General features: G+C 44.2%; 20 protein-coding genes and 2 pseudogenes. 20 read left to right on the top strand and 2 right to left on the bottom strand.

Annotated elements, in window-relative coordinates:
* Positions 1-8: 8 nt before the first annotated feature.
* The 17 genes and pseudogenes from AC1DN5_RS04915 (at position 9) to AC1DN5_RS04835 (ending at position 19235) form a co-directional block, all read left to right on the top strand.
* Complete coding sequence (locus AC1DN5_RS04915) at positions 9-1259, top strand: competence/damage-inducible protein A (protein WP_366969378.1); 1251 nt, start codon at positions 9-11, stop codon at positions 1257-1259.
* A 171-nt stretch (positions 1260-1430) separates the two neighbouring features.
* The gene (gene recA, locus AC1DN5_RS04910) at positions 1431-2474 is read left to right on the top strand and encodes a recombinase RecA (RefSeq protein WP_016936063.1); all 1044 of its coding nucleotides are present in this window, start codon (positions 1431-1433) and stop codon (positions 2472-2474) included.
* A gap of 166 nt (positions 2475-2640) precedes the next feature.
* Entirely contained in the window at positions 2641-3822 is a 1182-nt protein-coding gene (locus AC1DN5_RS04905; RefSeq protein ID WP_441397034.1) for a serine hydrolase domain-containing protein, read from the top strand.
* A gap of 292 nt (positions 3823-4114) precedes the next feature.
* Positions 4115-5674: a ribonuclease Y gene (gene rny, locus AC1DN5_RS04900; protein ID WP_016936061.1), complete on the top strand. Its 1560-nt coding sequence runs from the start codon at positions 4115-4117 to the stop codon at positions 5672-5674.
* A gap of 60 nt (positions 5675-5734) precedes the next feature.
* Complete coding sequence (locus tag AC1DN5_RS04895) at positions 5735-6529, top strand: TIGR00282 family metallophosphoesterase (protein WP_049628495.1); 795 nt, start codon at positions 5735-5737, stop codon at positions 6527-6529.
* Between the two features lie 199 nt (positions 6530-6728).
* Positions 6729-6989: a stage V sporulation protein SpoVS gene (gene spoVS, locus AC1DN5_RS04890; protein ID WP_003154135.1), complete on the top strand. Its 261-nt coding sequence runs from the start codon at positions 6729-6731 to the stop codon at positions 6987-6989.
* A 256-nt stretch (positions 6990-7245) separates the two neighbouring features.
* Entirely contained in the window at positions 7246-8292 is a 1047-nt protein-coding gene (gene tdh / locus AC1DN5_RS04885) for an L-threonine 3-dehydrogenase (protein WP_366969377.1), read from the top strand.
* 12 nt (positions 8293-8304) lie between these two features.
* A complete protein-coding gene (locus tag AC1DN5_RS04880) occupies positions 8305-9483 on the top strand; it encodes a glycine C-acetyltransferase (RefSeq protein ID WP_116746183.1) in 1179 nt (392 codons plus the stop codon).
* A 142-nt stretch (positions 9484-9625) separates the two neighbouring features.
* Positions 9626-11155 (top strand): tRNA (N6-isopentenyl adenosine(37)-C2)-methylthiotransferase MiaB, encoded by a 1530-nt coding sequence (miaB, locus tag AC1DN5_RS04875; RefSeq protein WP_003154116.1) that lies wholly within the window; start codon positions 9626-9628, stop codon positions 11153-11155.
* 2 nt (positions 11156-11157) lie between these two features.
* The gene (gene ricA / locus AC1DN5_RS04870; RefSeq protein ID WP_016936057.1) at positions 11158-11589 is read left to right on the top strand and encodes a regulatory iron-sulfur-containing complex subunit RicA; all 432 of its coding nucleotides are present in this window, start codon (positions 11158-11160) and stop codon (positions 11587-11589) included.
* A 255-nt stretch (positions 11590-11844) separates the two neighbouring features.
* On the top strand, positions 11845-12390 hold the full coding sequence (gene cotE, locus AC1DN5_RS04865; RefSeq protein WP_016936056.1) for an outer spore coat protein CotE: 546 nt from the start codon (positions 11845-11847) through the stop codon (positions 12388-12390).
* Positions 12391-12507: 117 nt separating this feature from the next.
* On the top strand, positions 12508-15093 hold the full coding sequence (gene mutS / locus AC1DN5_RS04860) for a DNA mismatch repair protein MutS (protein ID WP_045926534.1): 2586 nt from the start codon (positions 12508-12510) through the stop codon (positions 15091-15093).
* Between the two features lie 15 nt (positions 15094-15108).
* Positions 15109-16986 (top strand): DNA mismatch repair endonuclease MutL, encoded by a 1878-nt coding sequence (gene mutL / locus AC1DN5_RS04855; RefSeq protein WP_045926524.1) that lies wholly within the window; start codon positions 15109-15111, stop codon positions 16984-16986.
* Between the two features lie 88 nt (positions 16987-17074).
* A pseudogene (locus AC1DN5_RS04850) lies at positions 17075-17296 on the top strand (tyrosine-type recombinase/integrase); the annotation flags it as partial.
* A 274-nt stretch (positions 17297-17570) separates the two neighbouring features.
* A complete protein-coding gene (locus AC1DN5_RS04845) occupies positions 17571-18050 on the top strand; it encodes a hypothetical protein (RefSeq protein ID WP_366969376.1) in 480 nt (159 codons plus the stop codon).
* Positions 18051-18243: 193 nt separating this feature from the next.
* Entirely contained in the window at positions 18244-18792 is a 549-nt protein-coding gene (locus AC1DN5_RS04840) for a hypothetical protein (RefSeq protein ID WP_366969375.1), read from the top strand.
* 95 nt (positions 18793-18887) lie between these two features.
* Positions 18888-19235: pseudogene (locus AC1DN5_RS04835) on the top strand (HNH endonuclease).
* 200 nt (positions 19236-19435) lie between these two features.
* Here the strand turns inward: AC1DN5_RS04835 and AC1DN5_RS04830 are convergent.
* Both AC1DN5_RS04830 and AC1DN5_RS04825 read right to left on the bottom strand, forming a co-directional pair.
* Positions 19436-19720, bottom strand: coding sequence for a hypothetical protein (locus AC1DN5_RS04830; RefSeq protein WP_366969374.1), 285 nt, complete (start codon positions 19718-19720; stop codon positions 19436-19438).
* 388 nt (positions 19721-20108) lie between these two features.
* Positions 20109-20318: a hypothetical protein gene (locus AC1DN5_RS04825; protein WP_047474904.1), complete on the bottom strand. Its 210-nt coding sequence runs from the start codon at positions 20316-20318 to the stop codon at positions 20109-20111.
* Positions 20319-21059: 741 nt separating this feature from the next.
* On the opposite strand from AC1DN5_RS04825, the gene AC1DN5_RS04820 reads away from it, so the two are divergent.
* The 3 genes from AC1DN5_RS04820 (at position 21060) to AC1DN5_RS04810 (ending at position 24030) form a co-directional block, all read left to right on the top strand.
* On the top strand, positions 21060-21737 hold the full coding sequence (locus tag AC1DN5_RS04820; RefSeq protein ID WP_366969372.1) for an MBL fold metallo-hydrolase: 678 nt from the start codon (positions 21060-21062) through the stop codon (positions 21735-21737).
* 314 nt (positions 21738-22051) lie between these two features.
* Complete coding sequence (gene fabD, locus AC1DN5_RS04815; protein ID WP_095240700.1) at positions 22052-22921, top strand: ACP S-malonyltransferase; 870 nt, start codon at positions 22052-22054, stop codon at positions 22919-22921.
* Positions 22922-23055: 134 nt separating this feature from the next.
* Positions 23056-24030, top strand: coding sequence for an acyltransferase domain-containing protein (locus tag AC1DN5_RS04810; protein WP_045926527.1), 975 nt, complete (start codon positions 23056-23058; stop codon positions 24028-24030).
* The last annotated feature ends 1 nt before the right edge of the window (position 24031 follow it).

Raw genomic sequence — 24031 nt, 5'->3', positions numbered from 1 at the left:
ACTTGAACATGGAATTAGCAAAAAAAGCGGAAATCATTGCAGTCGGCTCAGAGCTTCTGCTCGGCCAGATCGCCAATACGAACGCTCAGTTTATCAGTAAAGAGCTGGCGGAAATCGGCGTAAACGTGTTTTACCACACCGCTGTCGGTGACAATCCGGAGCGGCTTAAGCAAGTCATCCGCATTGCCGAAGAGCGCTCGGACCTGATTATTTTTTCAGGCGGCCTCGGACCGACCAAGGACGATTTAACAAAAGAAACCATTGCAAACACATTGGGACGCCCGCTCGTTCTGAATGACGAAGCGTTCCGGTCGATTGAAGAGTATTTTGCGAAAACAAAACGGACCATGTCGCCGAATAACCGCAAACAGGCGCTCGTTATTGAGGGCTCGGACGTTTTGGCGAATCATTTCGGCATGGCGCCGGGAATGCTTGCAGAGCACGGATCAAGGCTTTATATGCTGCTTCCCGGACCGCCGAGCGAGCTGCGTCCGATGTTTGAAAATGAAGCGAAGCCGCTGCTTCTTAAAAAGCTCGGTTCAAATGAGAAAATCGTTTCAACCGTGCTGCGGTTTTTCGGAATCGGTGAATCTCAGCTTGAAGCTGATTTAGAAGATATCATTGACGCGCAGACGAATCCGACGATTGCGCCGCTTGCTGCTGACGGCGAGGTCACGCTTCGTTTAACGGCGAAACATGCCGATGAAAAAGAAACAGAACGGCTTTTAAAAGAAACGGAAGCCGCCATTTTAGAGCGTGTCGGTGAATTTTTCTACGGATATGATGATACGTCCCTGGTGAAGGAGCTTTCAAAAGCATGCAGACAGAACGGAATCACGATCTCCTCTGCCGAAAGCTTTACAGGCGGACTGTTTTCAGAGTGGGTGACTGATTTAAGCGGCGCGTCTCAACTTTTTGCAGGGGGCGTGGTCTGTTATTCCGACAGCGTGAAACAGCATGTGCTCGGTGTGAAAGCCGAGACACTCACAGATAGCGGAGCGGTCAGCAAAGAGTGCGCGCGCGAGCTTGCCGCCGGTGTCAGAAAGCTGACCGGAAGCGATATCGGTATCAGCTTTACAGGAGTTGCGGGTCCGGATTCGCAGGAAGGGCATGCCCCGGGCCGCGTCTTTATCGGCATTTCCGCGGAAGGAAAAGAAGAGGTGCATGAATTTAACTTTGCCGGATCAAGAACCGGCATCAGAAAGCGTGCCGCTAAATACGGCTGCCATCTCATTTTAAAAATGCTGGATCAAAAATAAAGTTTTAAAAGGGCGTTTTCTCTGATTTTTAATTTTTACGAAGGGAATTATGTTCTTTTGAAGAAAAGCGAACGCGGAAAAAATCCGAATATGCGTTCGCTTTTTTCTTGGCAAATGTCAGTAAACAAGGTATAGTATATGTAGTGGCAAGATAAAGGAGGAAAAAAATAAATGAGTGATCGTCAGGCAGCCTTAGATATGGCTCTTAAGCAAATAGAAAAACAATTCGGCAAAGGTTCCATCATGAAGCTCGGGGAAAAAACGGATACAAGAATTTCAACGGTGCCGAGCGGCTCCCTTGCACTTGATACCGCTCTCGGAATAGGCGGATACCCGCGCGGACGGATTATTGAAGTGTACGGACCTGAAAGCTCAGGTAAAACGACCGTAGCGCTTCACGCAATCGCTGAGGTTCAGGAAAAAGGCGGACAGGCAGCATTTATTGATGCTGAGCATGCCCTTGATCCTGTTTATGCGCAAAAGCTCGGTGTCAATATCGAAGAGCTGCTTCTGTCTCAGCCGGATACGGGAGAGCAGGCGCTGGAGATTGCTGAAGCGCTGGTGCGAAGCGGAGCTGTTGATATCGTAGTCATTGACTCTGTTGCGGCGCTTGTTCCAAAAGCTGAAATTGAAGGTGACATGGGTGACTCACACGTCGGTTTACAGGCGCGTCTCATGTCTCAGGCGCTCCGTAAGCTTTCCGGGGCCATCAATAAATCTAAAACAATCGCAATCTTTATTAACCAGATTCGTGAAAAAGTCGGCGTTATGTTCGGAAATCCGGAGACGACACCGGGCGGACGCGCGCTGAAATTCTATTCTTCCGTGCGTCTTGAAGTGCGCCGTGCCGAGCAATTAAAGCAGGGCAACGACGTGATGGGGAATAAAACGAGAATTAAAGTCGTAAAAAACAAAGTCGCTCCTCCGTTCCGTACGGCTGAAGTGGACATCATGTACGGTGAAGGAATCTCCAAAGAAGGGGAAATCATCGACCTTGGAACTGAACTTGATATCGTGCAAAAAAGCGGCTCGTGGTATTCATATGAAGAAGAACGCCTCGGACAGGGCCGTGAAAATGCCAAGCAGTTCTTAAAAGAAAATAAAGACATCATGCTGATGATTCAAGAACAAATCCGTGAACATTACGGTTTGGACAATAACGGTGTTACGGAAAAATCGGAAGAAACTCAGGAAGAGCTTGAATTTGAAGAATAAAAGCACGATTAAAAGGGCGGAATAAGCAATTTCCGCTCTTTTTTTGTGTGTTAAAAAAAACACTGGCTGTTTCGGAAAATTTTATCTGAAATGTTACAACTTTTTTCACCCTTCACTCGTCTAACATCATGGCGAAAGTTGAAATTATATCTGAGGAGGAAAAAAGATGACGAGCCCCCGCCGCACAAGAATTAACAAAAAAAGAAAGAAGAAATTGATGAAAACGGGAGGGCTGTTTCTTTTTCTGCTGCTTGTCACTGTTTTTATTATGATCTGGACCGTCACAGCGCATCACCGGGAGAAGGATTCTGTTAAAAGTGCTCCCGCCGCTCAATCTGATTCTTCAAATGACCAGACTCAACAAAAAAAAGAAAAGACGCAAAAAGAGAAAACACCTAAATCAATCGATCACAATAAACGAATCAGCAATTACTTGCAACAGATCGGGTTCAGCGGCACAGCAATGGTCGTAAAAGATGGAAAAGTTGTGCTGAAAAAAGGTTTTGGCTATGCGGACCGAAAACAAAAAATCAAAAACAATCCGGAAACATCATATTATATCGGTTCTTCACAAAAGGCGTTAATTGCGACGGCTGTCCTGCAGCTTGAAGAAAAAGGGCTGCTTCAGACGAGTGACCCCGTCAGTACATACTTGCCGAATTTTCCTAACGGCACGCGCATCAAACTGAAAAACCTGCTCAATCATACGTCCGGCATAAACGGACATATTGAGGGTCAGGGACCGATTTCTCCCATTGATTTAATTAAGGATATAGAATACCGCGGAATTAAACGGCAGCCTGGGGTTTGGGATTATAGAGATTCCAATTATTCAGTGCTCGCCTATATCGTATCTCAGGTCAGCGGGGAGTCATACGAACAATATATAAAAGACCACGTATTCAAACCGGCCGGAATGAAACATGCCGGATTTTACAAAACATTTGCTGAAGCCAAATATCCTGCCGTCGGCTACAAAGTTGATGAAAGCGGACAGCTTGTAACGCCTCACATTTTGGACTTATCGCAGCTGTATGGGGCGGGCGACATGTATATGAGTGCTGAAGATCTTTATAAATTTGATAAAGCGGTCGTCAACGGCACGCTCCTTTCAAAACAAAGCTTTACAAAAATGTTCACAGCCGGAAGCAGTGTCGCTTACGGTATGGGATTTTACATTGATCCGGGAAGCTATTCCAATCACGGTGTGATGCCCGGTTACAACATTTTGAACAGCTTCAGCCATTCGGCAGGCAAATATGTCATTTTACTGTCAAATATTCAGAATAACGCCAAATTAGGGCAGGTAAACAATAGAATTTACCAATTGCTTAACCAGCCGGACTAAACGAGCCTTCATTTGCGAAAAGCAGATAAAGGTGTGGTATGATATATACATGGTGAAGATTCTGAGCCGAAGGCGAATCGTTAAGCTGGCAAGCTTGACAAGTATTTCCGACACAATTACAATGAAGTTGTAACATTTGTTTTTTTAACATGATTGTTAAACCATTTAAACTTGACAAGGGCATGAGAGATTCATTCCCTGTGAAGGTTCTGTATGTTGAGAAAATCTGACAATGTACATGCCGGCACTTATTTAAGCAACAACCAAGTTCATAGCAAGAGGAGGTGAAAGTATGACCCTAATGACGGTTCTCATCTCCATTTTGCTGACTCTGCTCGGTTTAGTTGTTGGCTACTATGTTCGTAAAACCATTGCCGAAGCAAAGATTGCGGGCGCACGCGGTGCTGCCGAGCAAATCCTTGAAGATGCAAAGCGTGATGCTGAAGCACTGAAAAAAGAAGCTCTGCTTGAAGCAAAGGACGAAATCCATACACTTCGAATAGATGCTGAACAGGAAGTTCGTGAAAGACGAAATGAGCTTCAAAAACAAGAAAACCGTTTACTTCAAAAAGAAGAAAATCTTGACCGTAAACATGAAGGAATTGATAAACGGGAAGCGATGTTGGAGAAGAAAGATCATTCTCTGAATGAACGACAACAACATATTGAAGAGATGGAAAGCAAAGTGGATGAGATGATTCGTATGCAGCAGTCAGAACTCGAACGCATTTCGAGCCTGACACGGGATGAAGCGAAACAAATCATTCTTGACCGGGTTGAAAATGAGCTTTCACATGATATCGCCATCATGACAAAAGAAACCGAAAACCGTGCGAAAGAAGAGGCGGACAAAAAGGCGAAAAACATTCTGTCGCTTGCTTTGCAGCGCTGTGCAGCAGATCATGTTGCCGAAACGACGGTATCGGTCGTCAATCTTCCGAATGATGAGATGAAAGGACGTATCATCGGCCGTGAAGGGCGTAACATCCGTACGCTTGAAACGCTTACAGGTATCGACCTGATTATTGATGATACCCCTGAAGCAGTCATTCTTTCCGGATTTGATCCGATCAGACGGGAGACGGCAAGAATCGCTCTTGATAAACTCGTGCAGGATGGCCGTATTCACCCGGCGCGCATTGAAGAAATGGTTGAAAAATCCCGCCGCGAGGTTGATGACTATATCCGGGAAATGGGTGAACAGACGACGTTTGAAGTCGGCGTTCACGGACTTCATCCGGACCTGATCAAGATTCTCGGCCGATTGAAATTCCGTACAAGTTACGGGCAAAACGTACTGAAACATTCCATGGAAGTGGCGTTTTTAGCCGGTTTAATGGCTTCCGAACTTGGAGAAGATGCAAAGCTTGCCAAGCGGGCCGGTCTTCTGCATGACATCGGTAAAGCAATTGACCATGAAGTGGAAGGAAGCCACGTGGAAATCGGAGTGGAGCTTGCGACCAAATATAAAGAGCATCCAGTCGTCATTAACAGTATTGCGTCACACCACGGAGACGAAGAGCCGACTTCCATTATCGCCGTTCTGGTCGCTGCCGCTGATGCACTGTCAGCCGCAAGACCGGGTGCGAGAAGTGAAACGCTCGAAAACTATATCCGCAGACTTGAAAAGCTTGAAGAAATCTCCGAGTCTTACGAAGGTGTTGAAAAATCATTTGCGATTCAGGCAGGCCGTGAAGTTCGCATCATGGTCAAACCGGACTCCATTAATGATTTAGAAGCCCATCGTTTGGCGCGTGATATCCGTAAACGAATTGAGGACGAGCTTGATTATCCGGGCCACATTAAAGTGACCGTGATCAGAGAAACTCGAGCCGTAGAGTATGCAAAATAAAGTGATGCTTAGCGCATCACTTTATTTTTTTGAGCCCCAGAAAAGAAAGGAATGGAATTTATGAGAATTTTATTTATCGGGGATGTTGTCGGTTCCCCGGGCCGCGACATGGTAAAAGAATATGTCCCGAAACTGAAAGCGAAACATAAACCGCATTTTACGATTATTAACGGAGAAAATGCAGCACACGGAAAAGGACTGACGGAAAAGATCTACCACAGCCTGATGGAAGCCGGAGCCGATGCCATTACAATGGGAAACCATACGTGGGATAAAAGAGAGATCTTCGACTTTATTGATGATGTGCCGCATCTTGTCCGGCCGGCGAACTTCCCGGAAGGTACGCCGGGAAAAGGCATTACCTATATTAAATCGAACGGAAAAGAGCTTGCCGTCATGAATTTACAGGGACGGACGTTTCTTCCGCCGCTTGATGATCCGTTTGCTAAAGCGGATGAGTTAATAGAAGAAGCGAAAAAGCGCACACCGTACATTTTTATTGATTTTCACGCCGAAGCGACAAGCGAAAAAATTGCGATCGGCTGGTACACAGACGGAAGAGCCTCTGCCGTGGTAGGCACGCATACACACGTACAAACGGCAGATAACCGCATTTTGCCGAAAGGAACGGCATATATTACTGATGTAGGCATGACGGGTCCGTACGACGGAATCCTTGGTATGGACAGAGAAACGGTCATCAAGCGGTTTAAAACCAATCTTCCTGTCCGGTTTACCGTTGCGGAAGGTAAGACAACACTGAGCGGAGTGCTCATCGACATCGACGAGCAAACGAAAAAAGCCGTAAATATCGAACGGATTTTAATCAATGATGACCATATGTTCTTTGAATAGGTGATCATGTGTTTATTTTATAAAAATATTAAAAGGAAAAGCAGGAATATAGCAACTTCTTAGTGAATATAGTAGAAATGGAAGGTAGCCCGCTATTTTTGAAAAGCATTGTGGGGATGGCTTTTTGGATAGCAACATCTAATAATGATTGTTCTAATGAACACTCACTTATCCATTGTAAAACTAAGGGGGAGCAGAAATGGAAATCTTAAAAGTTTCAGCGAAATCAAGTCCAAATTCAGTGGCAGGCGCGCTTGCCGGCGTATTAAGGGAACGCGGAGCTGCCGAAATTCAAGCAATTGGGGCGGGTGCCTTAAATCAGGCTGTTAAAGCGGTTGCGATTGCCAGAGGCTTTGTCGCGCCAAGCGGCGTAGATTTGATTTGTATTCCGGCTTTTACAGATATACAGATTGACGGAGAAGAAAGAACGGCGATTAAGTTAATCGTCGAACCCCGTTAAACCAAAACCTGTTCATTCTCAACCTGCTTGCATAAGGCGAGCAGGTTGTTTTTATTGCTGTCATATTTTCTCACAATATTATATTGATAGTACGAAGAGATGATAAATGGCTTTATTCATATAATATTCAAAAAAAATCCCGCCCATTTTTCCGGACGGAAGCAATTGTATTTACTGAATAGACACTGCTGTTTACCTCCTTCTTAAGCCATGTTACAATCCAGTTATTACAGTGTTTTTTTGAGGGGGAGTGTACATGTTGGAAGGAAAGATGAAAGCTGTCGTCAAAAATGAAAACGCTTTCGGAGCAATTTTGAAAGAAATTTCCATACCTTCCATTAATGAGAATGAAGTTCTCATTAAAGTACAGGCCGCATCTATATGCGGTACAGATGTGCATATTTATAATTGGGATCAATGGGCGCAGGAACGAATCAAAACACCTCAAGTATTCGGACATGAATTCAGCGGTATCGTAGCAGAAACAGGCAAGCACGTCACAAATGTCAAAACAGGTGACTATGTATCGGCGGAAACCCACTTCGTCTGCGGAACTTGTGTCCCCTGTTTAACAGGAAAACATCATGTGTGCACTCATACAAAGATCCTTGGCGTAGATACAGCCGGATCCTTCGCTGAATATGTCAAAGTGCCGGCTCAAAACATTTGGAAAAACCCTGCTGACATGGATCCTGCCGTCGCCTCAGTTCAAGAGCCGCTTGGCAACGCGGTGCACACGGTGCTGGAAAGCGGCCATCTGGCGGGCGGCACTGCTGCAATTATCGGCTGCGGGCCGATCGGACTCATGGCGGTGGCGGTGGCTAAAGCGGCCGGCGCATCCCGTATTGCGGCCATTGATAAAAATGATTACAGACTGGCTCTTGCAAAAAAATTAGGAGCCGAAATCACGATTCCAGCTGACAAGGAAGATCCGCTTAAGGTCATTGACGCCTTAACTGGCGGAGAAGGAATAGACCTTGTCTGCGAAATGTCAGGGCACCCTGCAGCGATAATACAAGGATTAAAGATGGCGGCCAACGGAGGAAGATTTCATATGCTGAGTCTGCCGGAACACCCGGTGACGATTGACCTGACAAATGACGTGGTCTTTAAAGGGCTGACCGTTCAGGGCATCACAGGCAGAAAAATGTTTGAAACATGGCGTCAGGTATCGCATCTGCTTGAATCCGGCCTTGTTGATCTGACTCCGGTGATTACCCATCAGTTTCCGCTTGAAGAATTTGAAAAAGGGTTTGACCTGATGAGAAAGGGCCAGTGCGGCAAAGTCATTTTGATTCCATAAAGGGAGGGTTCTATCATGAAAGAATTTGAATATCTAAAAGCAGAGCTTGATAAAATGAAAGAAAATAACACATGGCAGCAAATGAAACAAATTGAAACGAAGCAGGGGCCGTCGGTGGCAGTCAAAGGGGAGAACGTTATTCAGCTTTCATCGAACAATTATCTCGGTCTGACGTCGCATCCAAGGCTTGTCGAAGCGGCCAAACGCGCTGCGGAGGAATTCGGAGCGGGTACGGGGTCCGTCCGGACAATCGCGGGAACATTTACAATGCACAATGAGCTGGAGAAGAAACTGGCAAACTTTAAAAAAACAGAAGCGGCACTTGTTTTTCAATCAGGATTTACAACGAATCAAGGCGTTTTATCAAGCATTCTTACAAAAGAGGATATCGTGATATCTGACGAATTGAACCACGCTTCCATTATCGACGGGATCAGGCTGACGAAAGCAGATAAAAAGGTGTACCGCCATGTCGATATGGCCGATTTGGAAAGGGTGCTGAAAAAATCAATGAATTACCGTATGCGCCTCATCGTCACGGACGGCGTATTCTCAATGGACGGCAACATCGCTCCATTGCCTGACATTGTCAAACTTGCAGAGGCGTACGATGCTTTTGTCATGGTTGACGATGCGCATGCTTCCGGCGTACTCGGAAAAAACGGAAGGGGAACGGTTAATCATTTTGGGCTTGACGGAAGAGTCCACATTCAGGTGGGCACATTAAGCAAAGCCATCGGGGTTCTTGGCGGATATGCCGCAGGGTCGCAGGTTCTGATCGATTATCTGCGCCATAAAGGCCGTCCTTTCTTATTCAGCACTTCTCATCCGCCTGCGGTAACGGCCGCATGCATAGAAGCCATTGACGTCCTGCTGGAAGAGCCGGAGCATATGGAAAAGCTATGGGAGAACACGGCGTATTTCAAAGACAAACTGGTTCAAATGGGGCTGACCCTTACAAAAAGCGAAACACCGATCGTGCCGATATTAATAGGGGAGGAAGAAAAAGCCCAGGCATTATCAGACCTTTTATTGACCCGCGGCGTCTTTGCCCAAAGCATCGTGTATCCGACGGTCGCTCAGGGAAAAGCGAGAATCCGCACCATAATTACGGCGGAGCATACAAAAGAGGAGCTTGACCGGGCGCTTGAAGTGATCCGTTCAGCGGCAAAAGAGCTTCAGCTTGTATAAGAGGGAAATGATTCCCTCTTTTTTATTTCTTATTGATTCTTATTCTCAATAAGGTGTACAATAATAGGCTGGCGGTTGTGCCAAACGCTTTTAACCAGTATACTTGAGGGTGGAAGTTTCGGTTGAAAGGAGACATTCGAACATGAATGAAAAGCAAAAGCAGGAAAGCGGACAAGTAAATCCAGCGGACAAAAAATCCGAAAAGGATTACAGTAAGTATTTTGAAGCCGTATATATTCCGCCTTCTTTAAAAGATGCGAAAAAACGGGGCAAAGAATCCGTTCAATATCATAACGATTTTAAAATCTCAGAAGAATTTAAAGGTCTCGGAGAAGGCAGGAAGTTTTATATCCGCACGTACGGATGCCAAATGAACGAGCATGATACGGAAGTCATGGCGGGTATTTTTATGGCGCTCGGTTATGAAGCGACAAATTCGGTCGATGATGCGAATGTCATTTTATTAAACACCTGCGCCATCCGGGAAAACGCTGAAAACAAAGTGTTCGGTGAGCTCGGCCATTTAAAAGCGCTCAAAAAAAATAACCCGGATCTGATTCTGGGTGTATGCGGATGTATGTCACAGGAAGAATCAGTCGTAAACCGCATCCTTAAAAAGCACCCGTTTGTCGATATGATTTTCGGCACGCACAACATTCACCGCCTGCCGGAACTGTTATCAGAAGCCTATTTATCAAAAGAGATGGTTATTGAAGTGTGGTCGAAGGAAGGGGATGTCATTGAAAACCTTCCGAAGGTCCGCAACGGAAAAATTAAAGGCTGGGTCAACATTATGTACGGCTGCGATAAGTTCTGCACATACTGCATTGTGCCGTATACCCGCGGAAAAGAGCGGAGCCGCCGTCCTGAAGAAATAATCCAGGAAGTCAGAAGACTTGCAAGCGAAGGCTATAAAGAAATTACGCTGCTCGGTCAAAACGTTAATGCGTACGGAAAAGATTTTGAGGACATGACGTACGGACTCGGTGATTTAATGGACGAACTGCGTAAAATTGATATTCCGAGAATCCGGTTTACGACGAGCCACCCGCGTGACTTTGATGACCATCTGATCGAAGTGCTCGCCAAAGGCGGCAACCTGCTTGACCATATCCATCTTCCGGTTCAATCAGGAAGCTCGGCGATGTTAAAAATGATGGCGCGTAAATATGACAGAGAACGCTATCTGGAGCTTGTCGGAAAAATTAAAGCGGCGATGCCGAACGCTTCACTCACTACCGATATCATTGTCGGTTTCCCGAATGAAACGGATGAACAGTTTGAAGAAACGCTTTCGTTATATCGCGAAGTGGAATTTGACAGCGCATATACGTTTATCTACTCTCCCCGTGAAGGCACGCCTGCAGCGAAGATGAAAGACAACGTTCCGATGAGGGTCAAAAAAGAACGTCTTCAGCGCCTCAATGACTTGGTGAAAGAAATTTCAGCCAAAAAAATGAAGGAATATGAAGGCAGGACTGTCGAAGTATTAGTTGAGGGAGAAAGCAAAAATAACCCTGACATTCTTGCCGGCTATACGGAAAAAAGCAAGCTCGTCAACTTCAAAGGGCCGAAAGACGCCATCGGCAAGATTGTACGCGTCAAAATCGAACAGGCGAAAACATGGTCGCTTGACGGTGTGATGGCAGGAGAAGCAATCGAGGTGAAATAATAATGACGCTTTACTCTAAGAAAGACATTGTCCAGCAGGCAAGAAACCTTGCGAAAATGATTTCTGAAACAGAAGAAGTTGATTTTTTCAAACGCGCCGAGGCGCAGATTAATGAAAATGAAAAAGTCTCTGCGATTATCAATCAGATTAAAGCTCTGCAAAAGCAAGCCGTTAACCTGAAGCATTATGAAAAGCTTGAAGCTTTGAAACAAGTGGAAAGTAAAATTGACGCCCTGCAGGAAGAGCTTGAAGGAATTCCGATCATTCAGGAATTCAGAGATTCCCAGATTGAGGTCAATGATCTTCTTCAGCTTGTCGCCCATACGATTTCCAATCAGGTGACAAATGAAATCATTACGTCTACCGGCGGCAACCTGCTGACAGGAGAAACCGGTTCAAAAGTAAAACATTCGAACAACAGCTGTTCTCTTTAAACACGGGGCCATCATCGGCCCGTGTTTTTTTGTCTTTCAAGAACTAATTGTTATATGTACTAAATTTTCATCTTATCTGTTGTTTCGGCCCATTTTCCCTCAAAAAGTTTTATCAGACTTAAAAGTAAAGTTTCTGGGCGAGGCTGCATACAATGAAACAGAAACTTTGTATTTTTATATTTTTATTATAAAAATGCACATGAGACAAATGCCCAGCATAAGATAACACGAAGAAGAACAAGGAGGCCTATCGGAATGTCTGAATACAGGGAAATTATTACGAAAGCGGTAGTTGCGAAAGGCAGAAAATTCACCCAGTGCACAAATACAATCTCACCTGATGAAAAACCGTCAAGTATATTGGGCGGCTGGATTATCAATCACAAATATGATGCCGAAAAGATCGGGAAGACTGTAGAAATTGAAGGGTATTATGATATAAACGTCTGGTACTCTTACGCTGATAATACAAAAACGGAAGTTGTAACCGAGAGAGTGAAATATGTTGATGTGATTAAACTCAGATACAGAGATACTAATTACTTAGATGACGAACACGAAGTCATCGCCAAAGTGCTGCAGCAGCCGAATTGTCTTGAGGTCACCATTTCTCCTAACGGAAATAAAATCGTCGTTCAGGCCGAGCGGGAGTTTTTAGCGGAAGTGGTCGGGGAAACGAAAGTAGTCGTAGAAGTAAATCCAGACTGGGAAGAAGACGATGATGATGATTGGGAAGACGATCTTGACGAAGAATTAGAGGATATTAACCCTGAATTTTTAGTCGGAGATCCTGAAGAATAAGCAGAGGCTAGGGGAGTCAGCACCCCAAGTCTCTTTTTTATATATAAAGATATCACTCTTTTGTTTATGTTATAATGGGATGCGGAAAACAGAAGATACATAGTGAGGGATTAAATGATGGCTAGTTATACGCCTATGATACAGCAATACTTGAAAATAAAGGCAGAGCACCAGGATGCCTTTTTATTTTTTCGGCTAGGTGACTTTTATGAAATGTTTTTTGAAGATGCAAAAAAAGCGTCACAAGAGCTTGAAATTACACTGACGAGCAGAGACGGAGGTTCAGCTGACAAAATTCCGATGTGCGGCGTGCCTTATCATTCTGCGGCGGCTTATATTGAACAGCTGATTAAAAAGGGCTATAAAGTCGCGATCTGTGAGCAGACGGAAGATCCGAAGGCGGCTAAAGGCGTTGTGAAACGGGAAGTCGTCCAGCTGATCACGCCGGGAACCGTGATGGACGGAAAAGGCATTCATGAGTCGGAAAACAACTTTATCGCTTCCGTTTCCGAATTTCGTGACGGATACGGCCTCGCTTTATCGGATTTAACGACCGGAGAAAACCTGGCCGTATTTATTGAGCGGATTGAAGATGTCATGTCAGAGATTTATTCAGTCGGCGCAAAGGAGATTGTCGTCTCAAGCAAGTTTAATGAAAAGACAGCGGCCCAGCTGAAAGAACGGTGCGGCGCAACGATTTCCATCGAAGACGGAGAAATGACAGAACAGATCGAAATCGCAAAGCACTTGCCGGGCGAAGAGCTGACAAAGACGTTTATGCGTTTATATACGTATTTGCAGAAAACGCAAAAACGGAGTCTGGATCATCTGCAGCCGGTTCAAGTGTATGAATTGGAAGAAGCGATGAAAATTGACCTGTATTCCAAGAGGAATCTTGAACTGACGGAAACGATCCGTTCAAAAAGCAAAAAAGGCTCGCTGCTCTGGCTTTTGGACGAAACGAAGACAGCAATGGGCGGCCGGCTTCTCAAACAATGGATTGACCGTCCGCTGATCAGAGCATCCCAAATCGAAGAACGCCAGGAAATGGTGGAGACGCTGATCAATCATCTGTTTGAGCGTGAAGATCTGCGCGAGCGCCTTAAAGAAGTGTATGATTTAGAGCGTCTTGCGGGCCGGGTCGCATTCGGAAACGTCAATGCAAGGGATTTAATCCAGCTGAAAGAATCATTAAAACAGGTGCCGAGCATTAAAGAGCTTGTAGGGTCTCTTAACCATAAAAAAGCAAAAGAACGCGCCGGTTTGATTGATCCGTGCAATGATCTGCTTGATCTGTTAGAGGATGCGCTTCATGAAAACCCGCCGTTATCTTTAAAAGAAGGCAACTTAATAAAAGACGGCTATCACCAGAAGCTCGATGAGTACCGTGACGCCAGCAAAAACGGCAAAGACTGGATTGCCAGACTGGAGCAGCAGGAACGCGCTTATACAGGCATCCGTTCATTGAAAGTCGGCTTTAATAAAGTGTTCGGCTATTATATTGAAGTCACAAAAGCAAACCTTCATCTGCTTGAGGACGGGCGGTATGAGCGGAAGCAGACGCTCACAAACGCCGAACGGTACATTACGCCGGAATTAAAGGAAAAAGAAGCGCTTATTTTAGAGGCGGAAAACAACATTTGCGAGCTGGAATATGAGCTTTTTGCCGAACTGCGGGAAAAAGTTAAGAAATTTATTCCGCGTCTGCAGCGTCTTGCTAAGCAAATGAGTGAGCTGGACGCGCTGCAATGCTTTGCCACGATCAGTGAAAACAGGCATTACACAAAACCCGTCTTTTCTGATAACGAGGTCAAAGTCATTGAGGGGAGACATCCTGTCGTTGAAAAAGTGATGGACAGTCAAGAATACGTGCCGAACAATTGCCTGATGGGCGATTCACGGGAAATGCTCCTGATTACGGGTCCGAATATGTCAGGTAAAAGTACGTATATGAGACAGATCGCACTCTTGTCCATCATGGCCCAGATCGGCTGTTTTGTGCCCGCAAAAGAAGCGGTTCTGCCGATTTTTGATCAAATCTTTACGAGAATCGGGGCTGCGGATGATTTGATTTCCGGACAAAGCACCTTTATGGTGGAAATGCTGGAAGCGAAAAACGCGATTGTAAACGCCACAAAAGACAGCCTGATTCTGTTTGATGAAATCGGACGCGGGACATCAACGTACGACGGAATGGCGCTGGCACAGGCAATTATTGAATATGTTCATGATCATATCGGCGCTAAAACACTGTTCAGCACGCATTATCATGAACTGACGGTGCTTGAAGATAAGCTCCCTCAGCTGAAAAACGTTCATGTGCGCGCCGAGGAATATAACGGCACGGTCGTGTTTCTCCATCAAATTAAAGAAGGAGCCGCAGATAAAAGTTACGGCATTCATGTCGCCCAGCTTGCCGAGCTCCCGGATGATCTGATCAGCCGCGCGCAGGAGATCTTAAAACAGCTTGAGCAGACAGGAGATAAACCGGAGCTTCCGGCGGCACCTGAGAAAAAGCCTGCCGTCAAAGAAGAACCGGCACAACTGTCCTTTTTTGCTGACAGTGATAAAAAACAGAAGGCACCGGCTGTTTCTCAAAAAGAAAAACAAGTGCTTGAAGCTTTCAAGTCAATCAATATTCTTGATATGACGCCGCTTGAGGCAATGAATGAAATGTACAAGCTGCAAAAAAAATTAAAATAGAAAGAGGTGACGGACTTGGCAAAAGTCATCCAGCTGTCAGATGAACTTTCAAATAAAATAGCGGCCGGTGAGGTGGTGGAACGGCCTGCATCTGTCGTTAAAGAATTGGTGGAAAACGCCATCGACGCAAACAGCACAGTCATTGAAATCGATATAGAGGAAGCGGGACTTTCGTCGATTCGGGTGCTTGACAACGGCGAAGGTATGGAAACCGATGATTGCAAACGGGCTTTCCGCCGCCACGCGACCAGTAAAATCAAAGATGAAAACGACCTGTTCCGGGTGAGAACACTCGGTTTCCGCGGAGAAGCTTTGCCAAGTATCGCGTCTGTTTCTCATCTGGAAATCAAAACGAGCATCGGCGAGGGAGCGGGAACTCATCTCATTCTTCAAGGCGGGAATATCATTTCTGAACAGAAATCCTCCAGCAGAAAAGGAACGGAGATCATCGTTACCAACCTGTTTTTCAATACACCCGCCAGATTAAAATATATGAAAACCGTGCATACGGAACTCGGTAATATTACGGATGTCGTCAACCGGATCGCCCTTGCGCATCCGGAAGTATCCATCCGCCTCCGCCACCAGGGGAAAAATCTTCTGCAGACAAACGGCAACGGAGACGTGCGCCATGTGCTGGCCGCGATTTACGGGACGGCGGTTGCGAAAAAAATGATACCGCTCCATGTCAGCTCGCTTGATTTTGAAGTCAAGGGCTACATTGCGCTGCCGGAAATCACGCGTGCATCCAGAAACTACATGTCATCTGTCATTAACGGTAGATACATTAAGAATTTCCCGCTTGTAAAAGCGGTGCATGAGGGCTATCACACGCTTCTGCCGATCGGCCGCCACCCGATTACGTTTATCGAAATTACGATGGACCCGATTTTGGTCGATGTCAATGTCCATCCGTCGAAGCTTGAAGTCCGCCTCAGCAAAGAGACGGAACTGCATGAGCTGATCCGCGACGGGATAAAGGAAGTATTTCAAAAGCAGCGGCTTATTCCGAGCGCCCAGCTTCCGAAAAAATCAGCGCCGGCGCCGGTCAAAAACGAACAGCAATTCATAACGTTCGAGGAAAGTGCCCCTGAGCGGAAACTGCCGGAAAAAATGCCGGAAACGTCGTACTCGCCGATGAAGCTGAGTTCGGTCGTAAAAGAGCCGGCTTCGGTAATAGAAGAAGAGTTCCTCCCGAAGGAAGCGGCTGATGACGTGCCGTCGGAGATCAGCATGCCGGAACCGGAAGCGCCTGTTTCCGATATTCCGGAGCCTGAAGAGGAGGCTGTCTCTGAAGAAATACGGGAAGAAAGGGTCCCGGTGATGTATCCGATCGGCCAAATGCACGGGACCTATATTTTAGCCCAAAACGAAAACGGGTTATATATCATTGACCAGCATGCGGCTCAAGAGCGGATTAAATACGAATATTTCCGGGAAAAAGTCGGGCAGGTTGAGCCTGAAGTGCAGGATATGATCGTGCCGCTCACCTTTCATTATGCGGCAAATGAAGCGCTGATTATTGAACAGCACCAGCAGGAGCTTGAAAGCGTCGGGGTATTTTTAGAAGCATTCGGCACGAACAGTTATATCGTCCGCTGTCATCCGGCCTGGTTTCCAAAAGGAGAAGAGGCTGAATTGATTGAAGAAATCATTCAGCAGGTGCTTGACGCCAAGCGGATCGACATTAAAAAGCTGCGGGAGGAAGCGGCCATTATGATGAGCTGTAAAGGCTCGATCAAAGCGAACCGCCATTTGCGCAACGATGAAATCAAAGCGCTCTTGGACGATTTGCGCCGAACGACAGACCCGTTCACATGCCCGCACGGCCGGCCGATTATTATTCATCACAGCACGTATGAGATGGAGAAGATGTTTAAGCGTGTGATGTAGAATGGGTTCGTGTGGGATGTATCCCTCGTGCCCACATTTTGCCCACTGATTTTTAGCTGTTTAGGTATTCATCAAACCGATTAATGCTGAATATCTTTTCAAAAGCCGCGAAGGGGTCAACAAGCCCATTTCCCGGTCGATGGCCTATAAAATTTTAAGGGCTGCCGCTGAGCATGTCGGTTTGGATGATATTGATATAGGCACACACACGCTGAGGAAAACATTCGGGTACCATTTTTACAAGCAAACAAAAGATGTTGCCGTGCTGCAGGAGATTTTCAATCACTCAGATCAGCGGACAACCCTTTGATACATTGGAATTAACCAGGATGCCATGAACAACGCCATGAAGAAATTTAAAATATAAGCAGGCTCATCTTATAAACAAGATGAGTCTTTTTTTCTGCATATTTTTATTGATTCCCTTCAAAAAGCATACGTGGAATTCATTTTAGGGATATTGCTTGAAAACAAGGGTGGCAAGGGCTGACGGCACTTCAGGCAGTTGCACAGTATATAACATATGGGTAATTCGTGGATAATGTGGATATGTTATACTATACAAAAAAGGGGGAATTTGTTTTATGGCAGAATTATTAGAACAAGATTGGATAAAACAATTAGAAGAACAAAAAAGAAAACTAGAGAATCAGCAAGAAAAAATTGAAGAATTAACACTCAAACAGTCTGATATCATAAGGGATTATCTCAAAAAATTCGATGGAGTTATTAACTGGTATATTAAAAACAGAATGTATTTCTATCACCCAAGTATTCAGTATAATTCTCGCAGAGGACCTATTTTAGGGTTTTTGGAGGGAGAAGAAGCAGATGAACTTATTGTTTATAATGCTCAACAGCAAGAAATCATTTTAATAGATGTAAGCACGGGGGATGAGAAAACTGGTTCTCCATTTTTAATTGCACAACAAGGCCAATTTAAAAATGCTATAGACGGTCTATGTTTCTTATTAGAGAACCAAAATGAAGTAATTGAGGAACAGGCTAAGTCAATTAGCGAGATGGAAGAAGAAATAGAGGGCGCCGAGTTTCAAATATTTTAAATGTGTCGACAAACGGCACAAAAATGGCACGATAACGGCACACCATTTTGTTTTAGATGAGGTATCATGGTAATAGGTAATAAACAGGCAGGCGCTTTCCCATATGGGAAGGCGCTTTTTTTCGTTCGACATTTTTCGTAAAACTATTTCATTTCTGTTTTGTTTACCGATAAACATGGAAGGAGGAGATAAAATGAATGAAGTTATAACCGCTGCTATTATTGCAGGCGTTGTTTCTATTGTGACTGGTATTATAACCATAGTGATTCAAATGAAGAATGCAAGAAGGACTTCTATAGTGGACACAATAAGTAGTCAGAGAATTGAATGGGTAAATAAAATGAGGGATAATTTTGTAGAAATTAACGATCTTATATTTATACATAGTTTTAAATGGAGTTTGTATCTGAAGAGTGAAAAAAACTCGTATAAGGATTATAATTTCGCTGAAAGTATTGCAGCGATAAGGAGATTAAAAAACAATATTGTATTATTGGTCAATCCATCAGAGGAATATGCCAAGAAACTTATTAAAGAAATCAATATCGTACTTTCGTTACTTCCGAAAGAAGATTTTGATCGAGATAAAGTATTGGAGCGTAACCGGGAAATACTGAAGCTCCAACAAGTGATTTTAAAGTCTGAATGGAGTCGAACTAAACAAGAAATACAAAAAGGAAAAGTTTTGACTGGTGATAAAGTTAAAAACATATATGTTGAAAAAGCTGAAGAATTAAACTAAGCGAAAACATAACACATTTGTTTATATAATTATATTAATGATCTTTAGCCTTTCTTTTTTAAGAGAGGTTTTTTATGTTTTCAGAAGGAGGATTTATGAAGAAGTCACTTAAACCATGCAATGAACCCGGCTGTCCCAATCTGACGCGAGAGGGATACTGCGAGCAACATAAGCGAACCAAGCCGGCTTATGATCAATACCGGGAGTCTGCGGCCAAAAGGGGGTATAACTGCAAGTGGAGGCAGGCGCGTGCTGGCTACCTGTCCAAACATCCGTTATAAGCCGCTTGCTTGATGCAAGGCAGAAGAACCCCGGCAACAGTTGGCGATCATATCGTTCCGCATAAAGATGATGTGAAACTATTCTGGGATTCAAGTAAATACAGCCCCTACATTGTGCCCCCGTGCCACGGCCGAAAGACAGCCAAGGAGGTGAGGGAATGACCAGACCGCGGCAACCTTTAGATTTGTTACTTTACCAAGCTTTTAATCAATCAGGACAAGCTATTTAAGTAATACCGGCAAGCTTCCAGTGATTTAGAGGATGTATGTGCTGCATTTTCCTGTTGGCCCGAAGACGAAAGTTGCGGAATACAATTTGAAATCAAAAAGGAGCCCTCTCCTTTTGAGGACCCTAATCCGATTTATCTCCATCTCCAATTTATTTCGTTATCTTCCTCATAGATACCTGGCAAGGAAATGCCTACTTTTTTATGCTCGTCATCAACAATAAACCAATTATCATCGTCTAAGAGATTATCGTCAAACTTCTCAATTGCAAAGGGGTCATCTTCATCTACTACAGCTCTAAAGAAGTCCTTGAAGTTTTCCATCTTGTCATTAGGGGTAATCTTGCCATAAGCCCAAGGCCCTTCTACTGCAACCCCTTCTATTTTACCTAAACACTCATTTTGATAGTAAAGAAACATAAGCGTCACTCCTTAGAAAACATTTTGAAGTATTCTTTTGGTATCTCACCTTTAACAAAATACTCAGTATCTCTATTTGTCCATTTGAGGGCTTTATTTTTCCAATTGTCTGTTTGTCTCGTATCGTTTTTTATAAGTCTCTCAATTTGTTTAGGGTTAAGGATGTATGAGCAACATCGATTTAAACTTGTTTTAATGTTTCCGCCAATGTTTAAAGGGTCAAATGATTATAAAAGTAATCGGAAATCTAGGTGATTATCATGAGTTTTATGAGTACCTGCTTTTACAAATTCACAGGGAGATGGGGGAAGAATTTAAATCAAATTGGAACTTGGTGAGCTGACAATTTAAAAAAGTCAAAGGGGACTAGTAATTAGCCCCCCCAAATTTAGTTCTTCCTGCGTTTTTTTCTGTTTTTGATTAAACTGAAAACCACTAAGAGAACGACACCGACAGCAACGACATAAAATGAAATTTCTGCTGCTGGGGTGTTAATATTCTTAAGAACAAGGATAAGCCCTATTAAAACTATAGGAATAATGTAAGTTAGAATTTTTATCGCTTTTGGGCTCAGTTCAGCGTTTCTTTTATTTTCCATAATTACCTCCGTCTAAAGCTTAACACAGATTAAATTTGATCATCACCAACAATAGTCCTGTTTAAAGGGAAAATATAAGAGTTTAAGTCATCCAGCAAGCGGCGTACGTGCCGTTTGGTTCAGAAGATGCTTTATCTTTCTGGCATAAAAGATTACTCAGGAGAGAATGCACCGGCTGTTCCAAGTTTTGGACTGTACTCTGGCAAAAGAAAGTAAAGAAACAACATCTTGTGTGTGAATTACGTCGTATTTTTTCTGATTCGAATTGTGGATTAATTCCAGCTCATAAGCATAACATTGAAATTCGGTGTAAGGAACTAAGGTATTCTGATATATTTTGTGGAAGCCGTATGGGTTTAGTTTAGCTTGAAGAAAAGGATTGAAATAAGAATCAAGGTTGAGAGTCTTTTAAAGACTGATCATACTCTCTGGCTATTTCGGCAATTCCTTTTCCAAATAAAAACTCGATTTGTTTTTATTCTTTTTATCCGGAAATTATACCATTCTTCATTTTCTGAATAAAATCTCCTAAAGTATTCATGTAAATGAATATTCTTATTTCCTTATATATTACGATAATAAATGTTAAATACCGACGGCTGGTTCTTTTGGTTGATTTGAACAGTTTTTTATCTTTACCGGAAAATCCATGGAAAAACGTGTTGTCATCTGGTAAAGTGGTTACAGCCGGCTGGGCGGCGGCAGCAGTCTGCCCGGATCTTTTGAATGGGAATGGTGACAATGGATCATACATATGAAGTGCATCAAATTAAAACGTATCACCAGATGTGGTCCAACTATTGTTATATTATCGCAGACCGTTCAAAAAAATCTGCGATAGCGGTGGACCCGTCCTGGGAAATCGATAAAATAACCGATAAACTGCATGAATTGGATGTTGATTTATCAGCTATTTTATTAACACATTCGCATTATGACCATGTAAACTTGGCGGAGCCGCTTCAGCAAATCTATCACTCTGATGTATACATGTCGTCAGCTGAAATCGATTACTATCAATTCCGGTGCAGAAACTTAATAGCGCTTGAAGACGGCCAGACCTTTGCGGCGGGGGGATTTATCATCAAGTGCATGCTGACTCCGGGACATACGGCCGGAGGGATGTGCTATTTGCTTTCTGATCACCTTTTTACCGGTGACACCGTGTTTACCGAAGGTTGCGGAATATGTCAGGACAGAGGCAGTTCTGCGGAAGATATGTTTAACAGTATACAGCGGATCAAAGCCTCCATTCCGCCGCATGTACGAGTATATCCGGGGCATTCTTTCGGGGAGAAGCCGGGTCAAAAAATGGAGAGTCTTTTGAAAAACAATATTTACTTTCAAATTGACAAAAAAGAACATTTCGTGAATTTCCGCAACAGAAAAAATCAAAAAGGGCTGTTTCATTTTAAGTAGCGTATAATTTAGTTCTATTTAACTGCTTTTTCTTTAGGGATTAGAAATATCTGAAATGAAATGATAGTAATTGCTTTCTTTTTGTTGATTTATGCCTGAGTAACGGGGGTTTGCGGGAAGGAGCGCAAGGCAGGCCGGGTGGGACATTCTGCTTATATCTGTTCCGAAAGACCTAAACACGCCTTCCCCTGGGAAAAAATAGGCATTATTCAGGAGTCCGCATAGGATAAATTAACTTGACATGGTATTTTTGTGAAGTTACTATCAATTTGAACATGCTTCTTAACTGAATCCGAGAAAGGATGGCTGAGAAAATGATCACATACTTATTCCCAGGACAAGGTTCTCAAAAGCAGGGAATGGGAAGTTCATTGTTTGATGAATTTAAAGACTTAACTGAGCAGGCTGATGACACACTCGGATATTCCATGAAACGGCTTTGCCTTGAGAATCCGTATTCCAATCTTCACAAGACGCAGTTCACTCAGCCCGCTTTATATGTAGTCAACGCGTTAAGCTATTTGAAAAAAATCCAAGACAATGACATAAAGCCGGATTATGTGGCCGGCCACAGTTTGGGAGAATATAATGCGCTGTTTGCCGCAGGCGCTTTTGATTTTATTACGGGCTTGCAGCTTGTCCGTAAAAGAGGCGAATTAATGAGTATGGCCACTGACGGAAAAATGGCCGCTGTTATGGGATTAACTGCACCTCAAGTGGCAGACGTCCTTCAAACGAACGGATTACATACGATTGATATTGCCAATATGAATTCTCCTCATCAAATTGTCATCTCCGGACGAAAAGAAGACATTGAAAGAGCCAAAAGCGTATTCGAAGGAATAAAAGATGTGACGATGTTTCATCCGTTAAACGTAAGCGGCGCTTTTCACTCGAGATATATGAGTGAAGCAAAACAAGAGTTTGAAAAATTTTTACAGTCATTTCATTTTTCTGCTATATCAATTCCTGTCATTTCTAACGTCCATGCCAGACCTTATGAACAAGACGAAATCCCCTCCGTTCTGGCTGATCAGATCGACCATTCAGTACGATGGCACGACAGCATCCGCTATCTCCTGAACATCGGGCGGATGGAATTTGAAGAAGTAGGCCCGGGCCATGTGCTGACAGGACTTATTCACCGCATCAAAAAAGAAACTGAAGCTTCACCCGCGATGTAGCGGAACATAAGACAAAATTCTTTTCTCACACAACATTGCCCAGTCATACAACATCACGATCACTTCACTTCACGACATCACGAAACACTCACAAATCAATATTTTAAAAAAATATGCAGCGAAAAGGAGAACAAATGAGCCAGCCAATTGTTTTCATGTTTTCCGGACAGGGTTCCCAATATTATCACATGGGAAAAGAGCTGTTTGCACATAACGCCGTTTTTCGGCAGAAAATGCTCGACTTGGACGATTTTGCCGCCAGCCGTTTCGGTGTTTCTGTCCTTAAAGAGATTTATCATACAGCCAATCGTCTGTCCGATCCATTTGACCGCCTTCTTTTCAGCCATCCCGCCATTTTTATGGCTGAGTACGCACTCGCGTATGCTTTGGAACAAAAAGGCATACGTCCCGATTGTGTAATCGGAGCGAGCCTCGGTGAATATGCGGCGGCCGCTGTGTCAGGTGTGCTCAGCCCCGAAGACGCTTTAGATTGCGTGCTGGAGCAGGCCGAAATCATTACGGAAACATGCCGAAACGGCAGCATGCTTGCCGTACTGGGGAATCCGAAATTATACCAAGATGATCCGCTGCTCCATGAAAATAGTGAATTGGCCGCTGTTAACTATCAATCTCACTTTGTCATCTCTGGAGAGCAAGGACACATCAAAAAAATCATGGACGACCTGAGAGAAAAGCAGATTCCTCATCAGCTGCTGCCGGTATCGTACGGGTTTCACTCAGCGATGGTTGATCAGGCGGAGCATCCGTACAAGCGCTTTTTGGCTCAGAAATCAATCCGGACTCCGTTTATTCCGTTCATTTCCAGTGCGACTGGAGAGGCTGAGACGGATATTCAAGCGGACTTTTTCTGGAATGCCGTCAGAAAGCCGATTCGATTCCGCGAAGCGCTTCAATTTGCTGAAAGCCGCGAAAAGGGATTGTATATTGATGCCGGGCCTTCCGGAACATTGGCCGCATTTGCCAAACAGATTCTTCCCGCAGGATCGGCTGAACGCATCCGTACCATTATGACGCCGTTCCATAAAGAACAAACCCATTTGCAGCAAATCGGAGACATCATTTTATCATCGCCCGGAAGGAGACTGTAAG

The sequence above is a fragment of the Bacillus sp. 01N42_2 genome (genome assembly GCF_056399565.1).
This window is presented reverse-complemented; position numbering and strand designations above follow the sequence as displayed.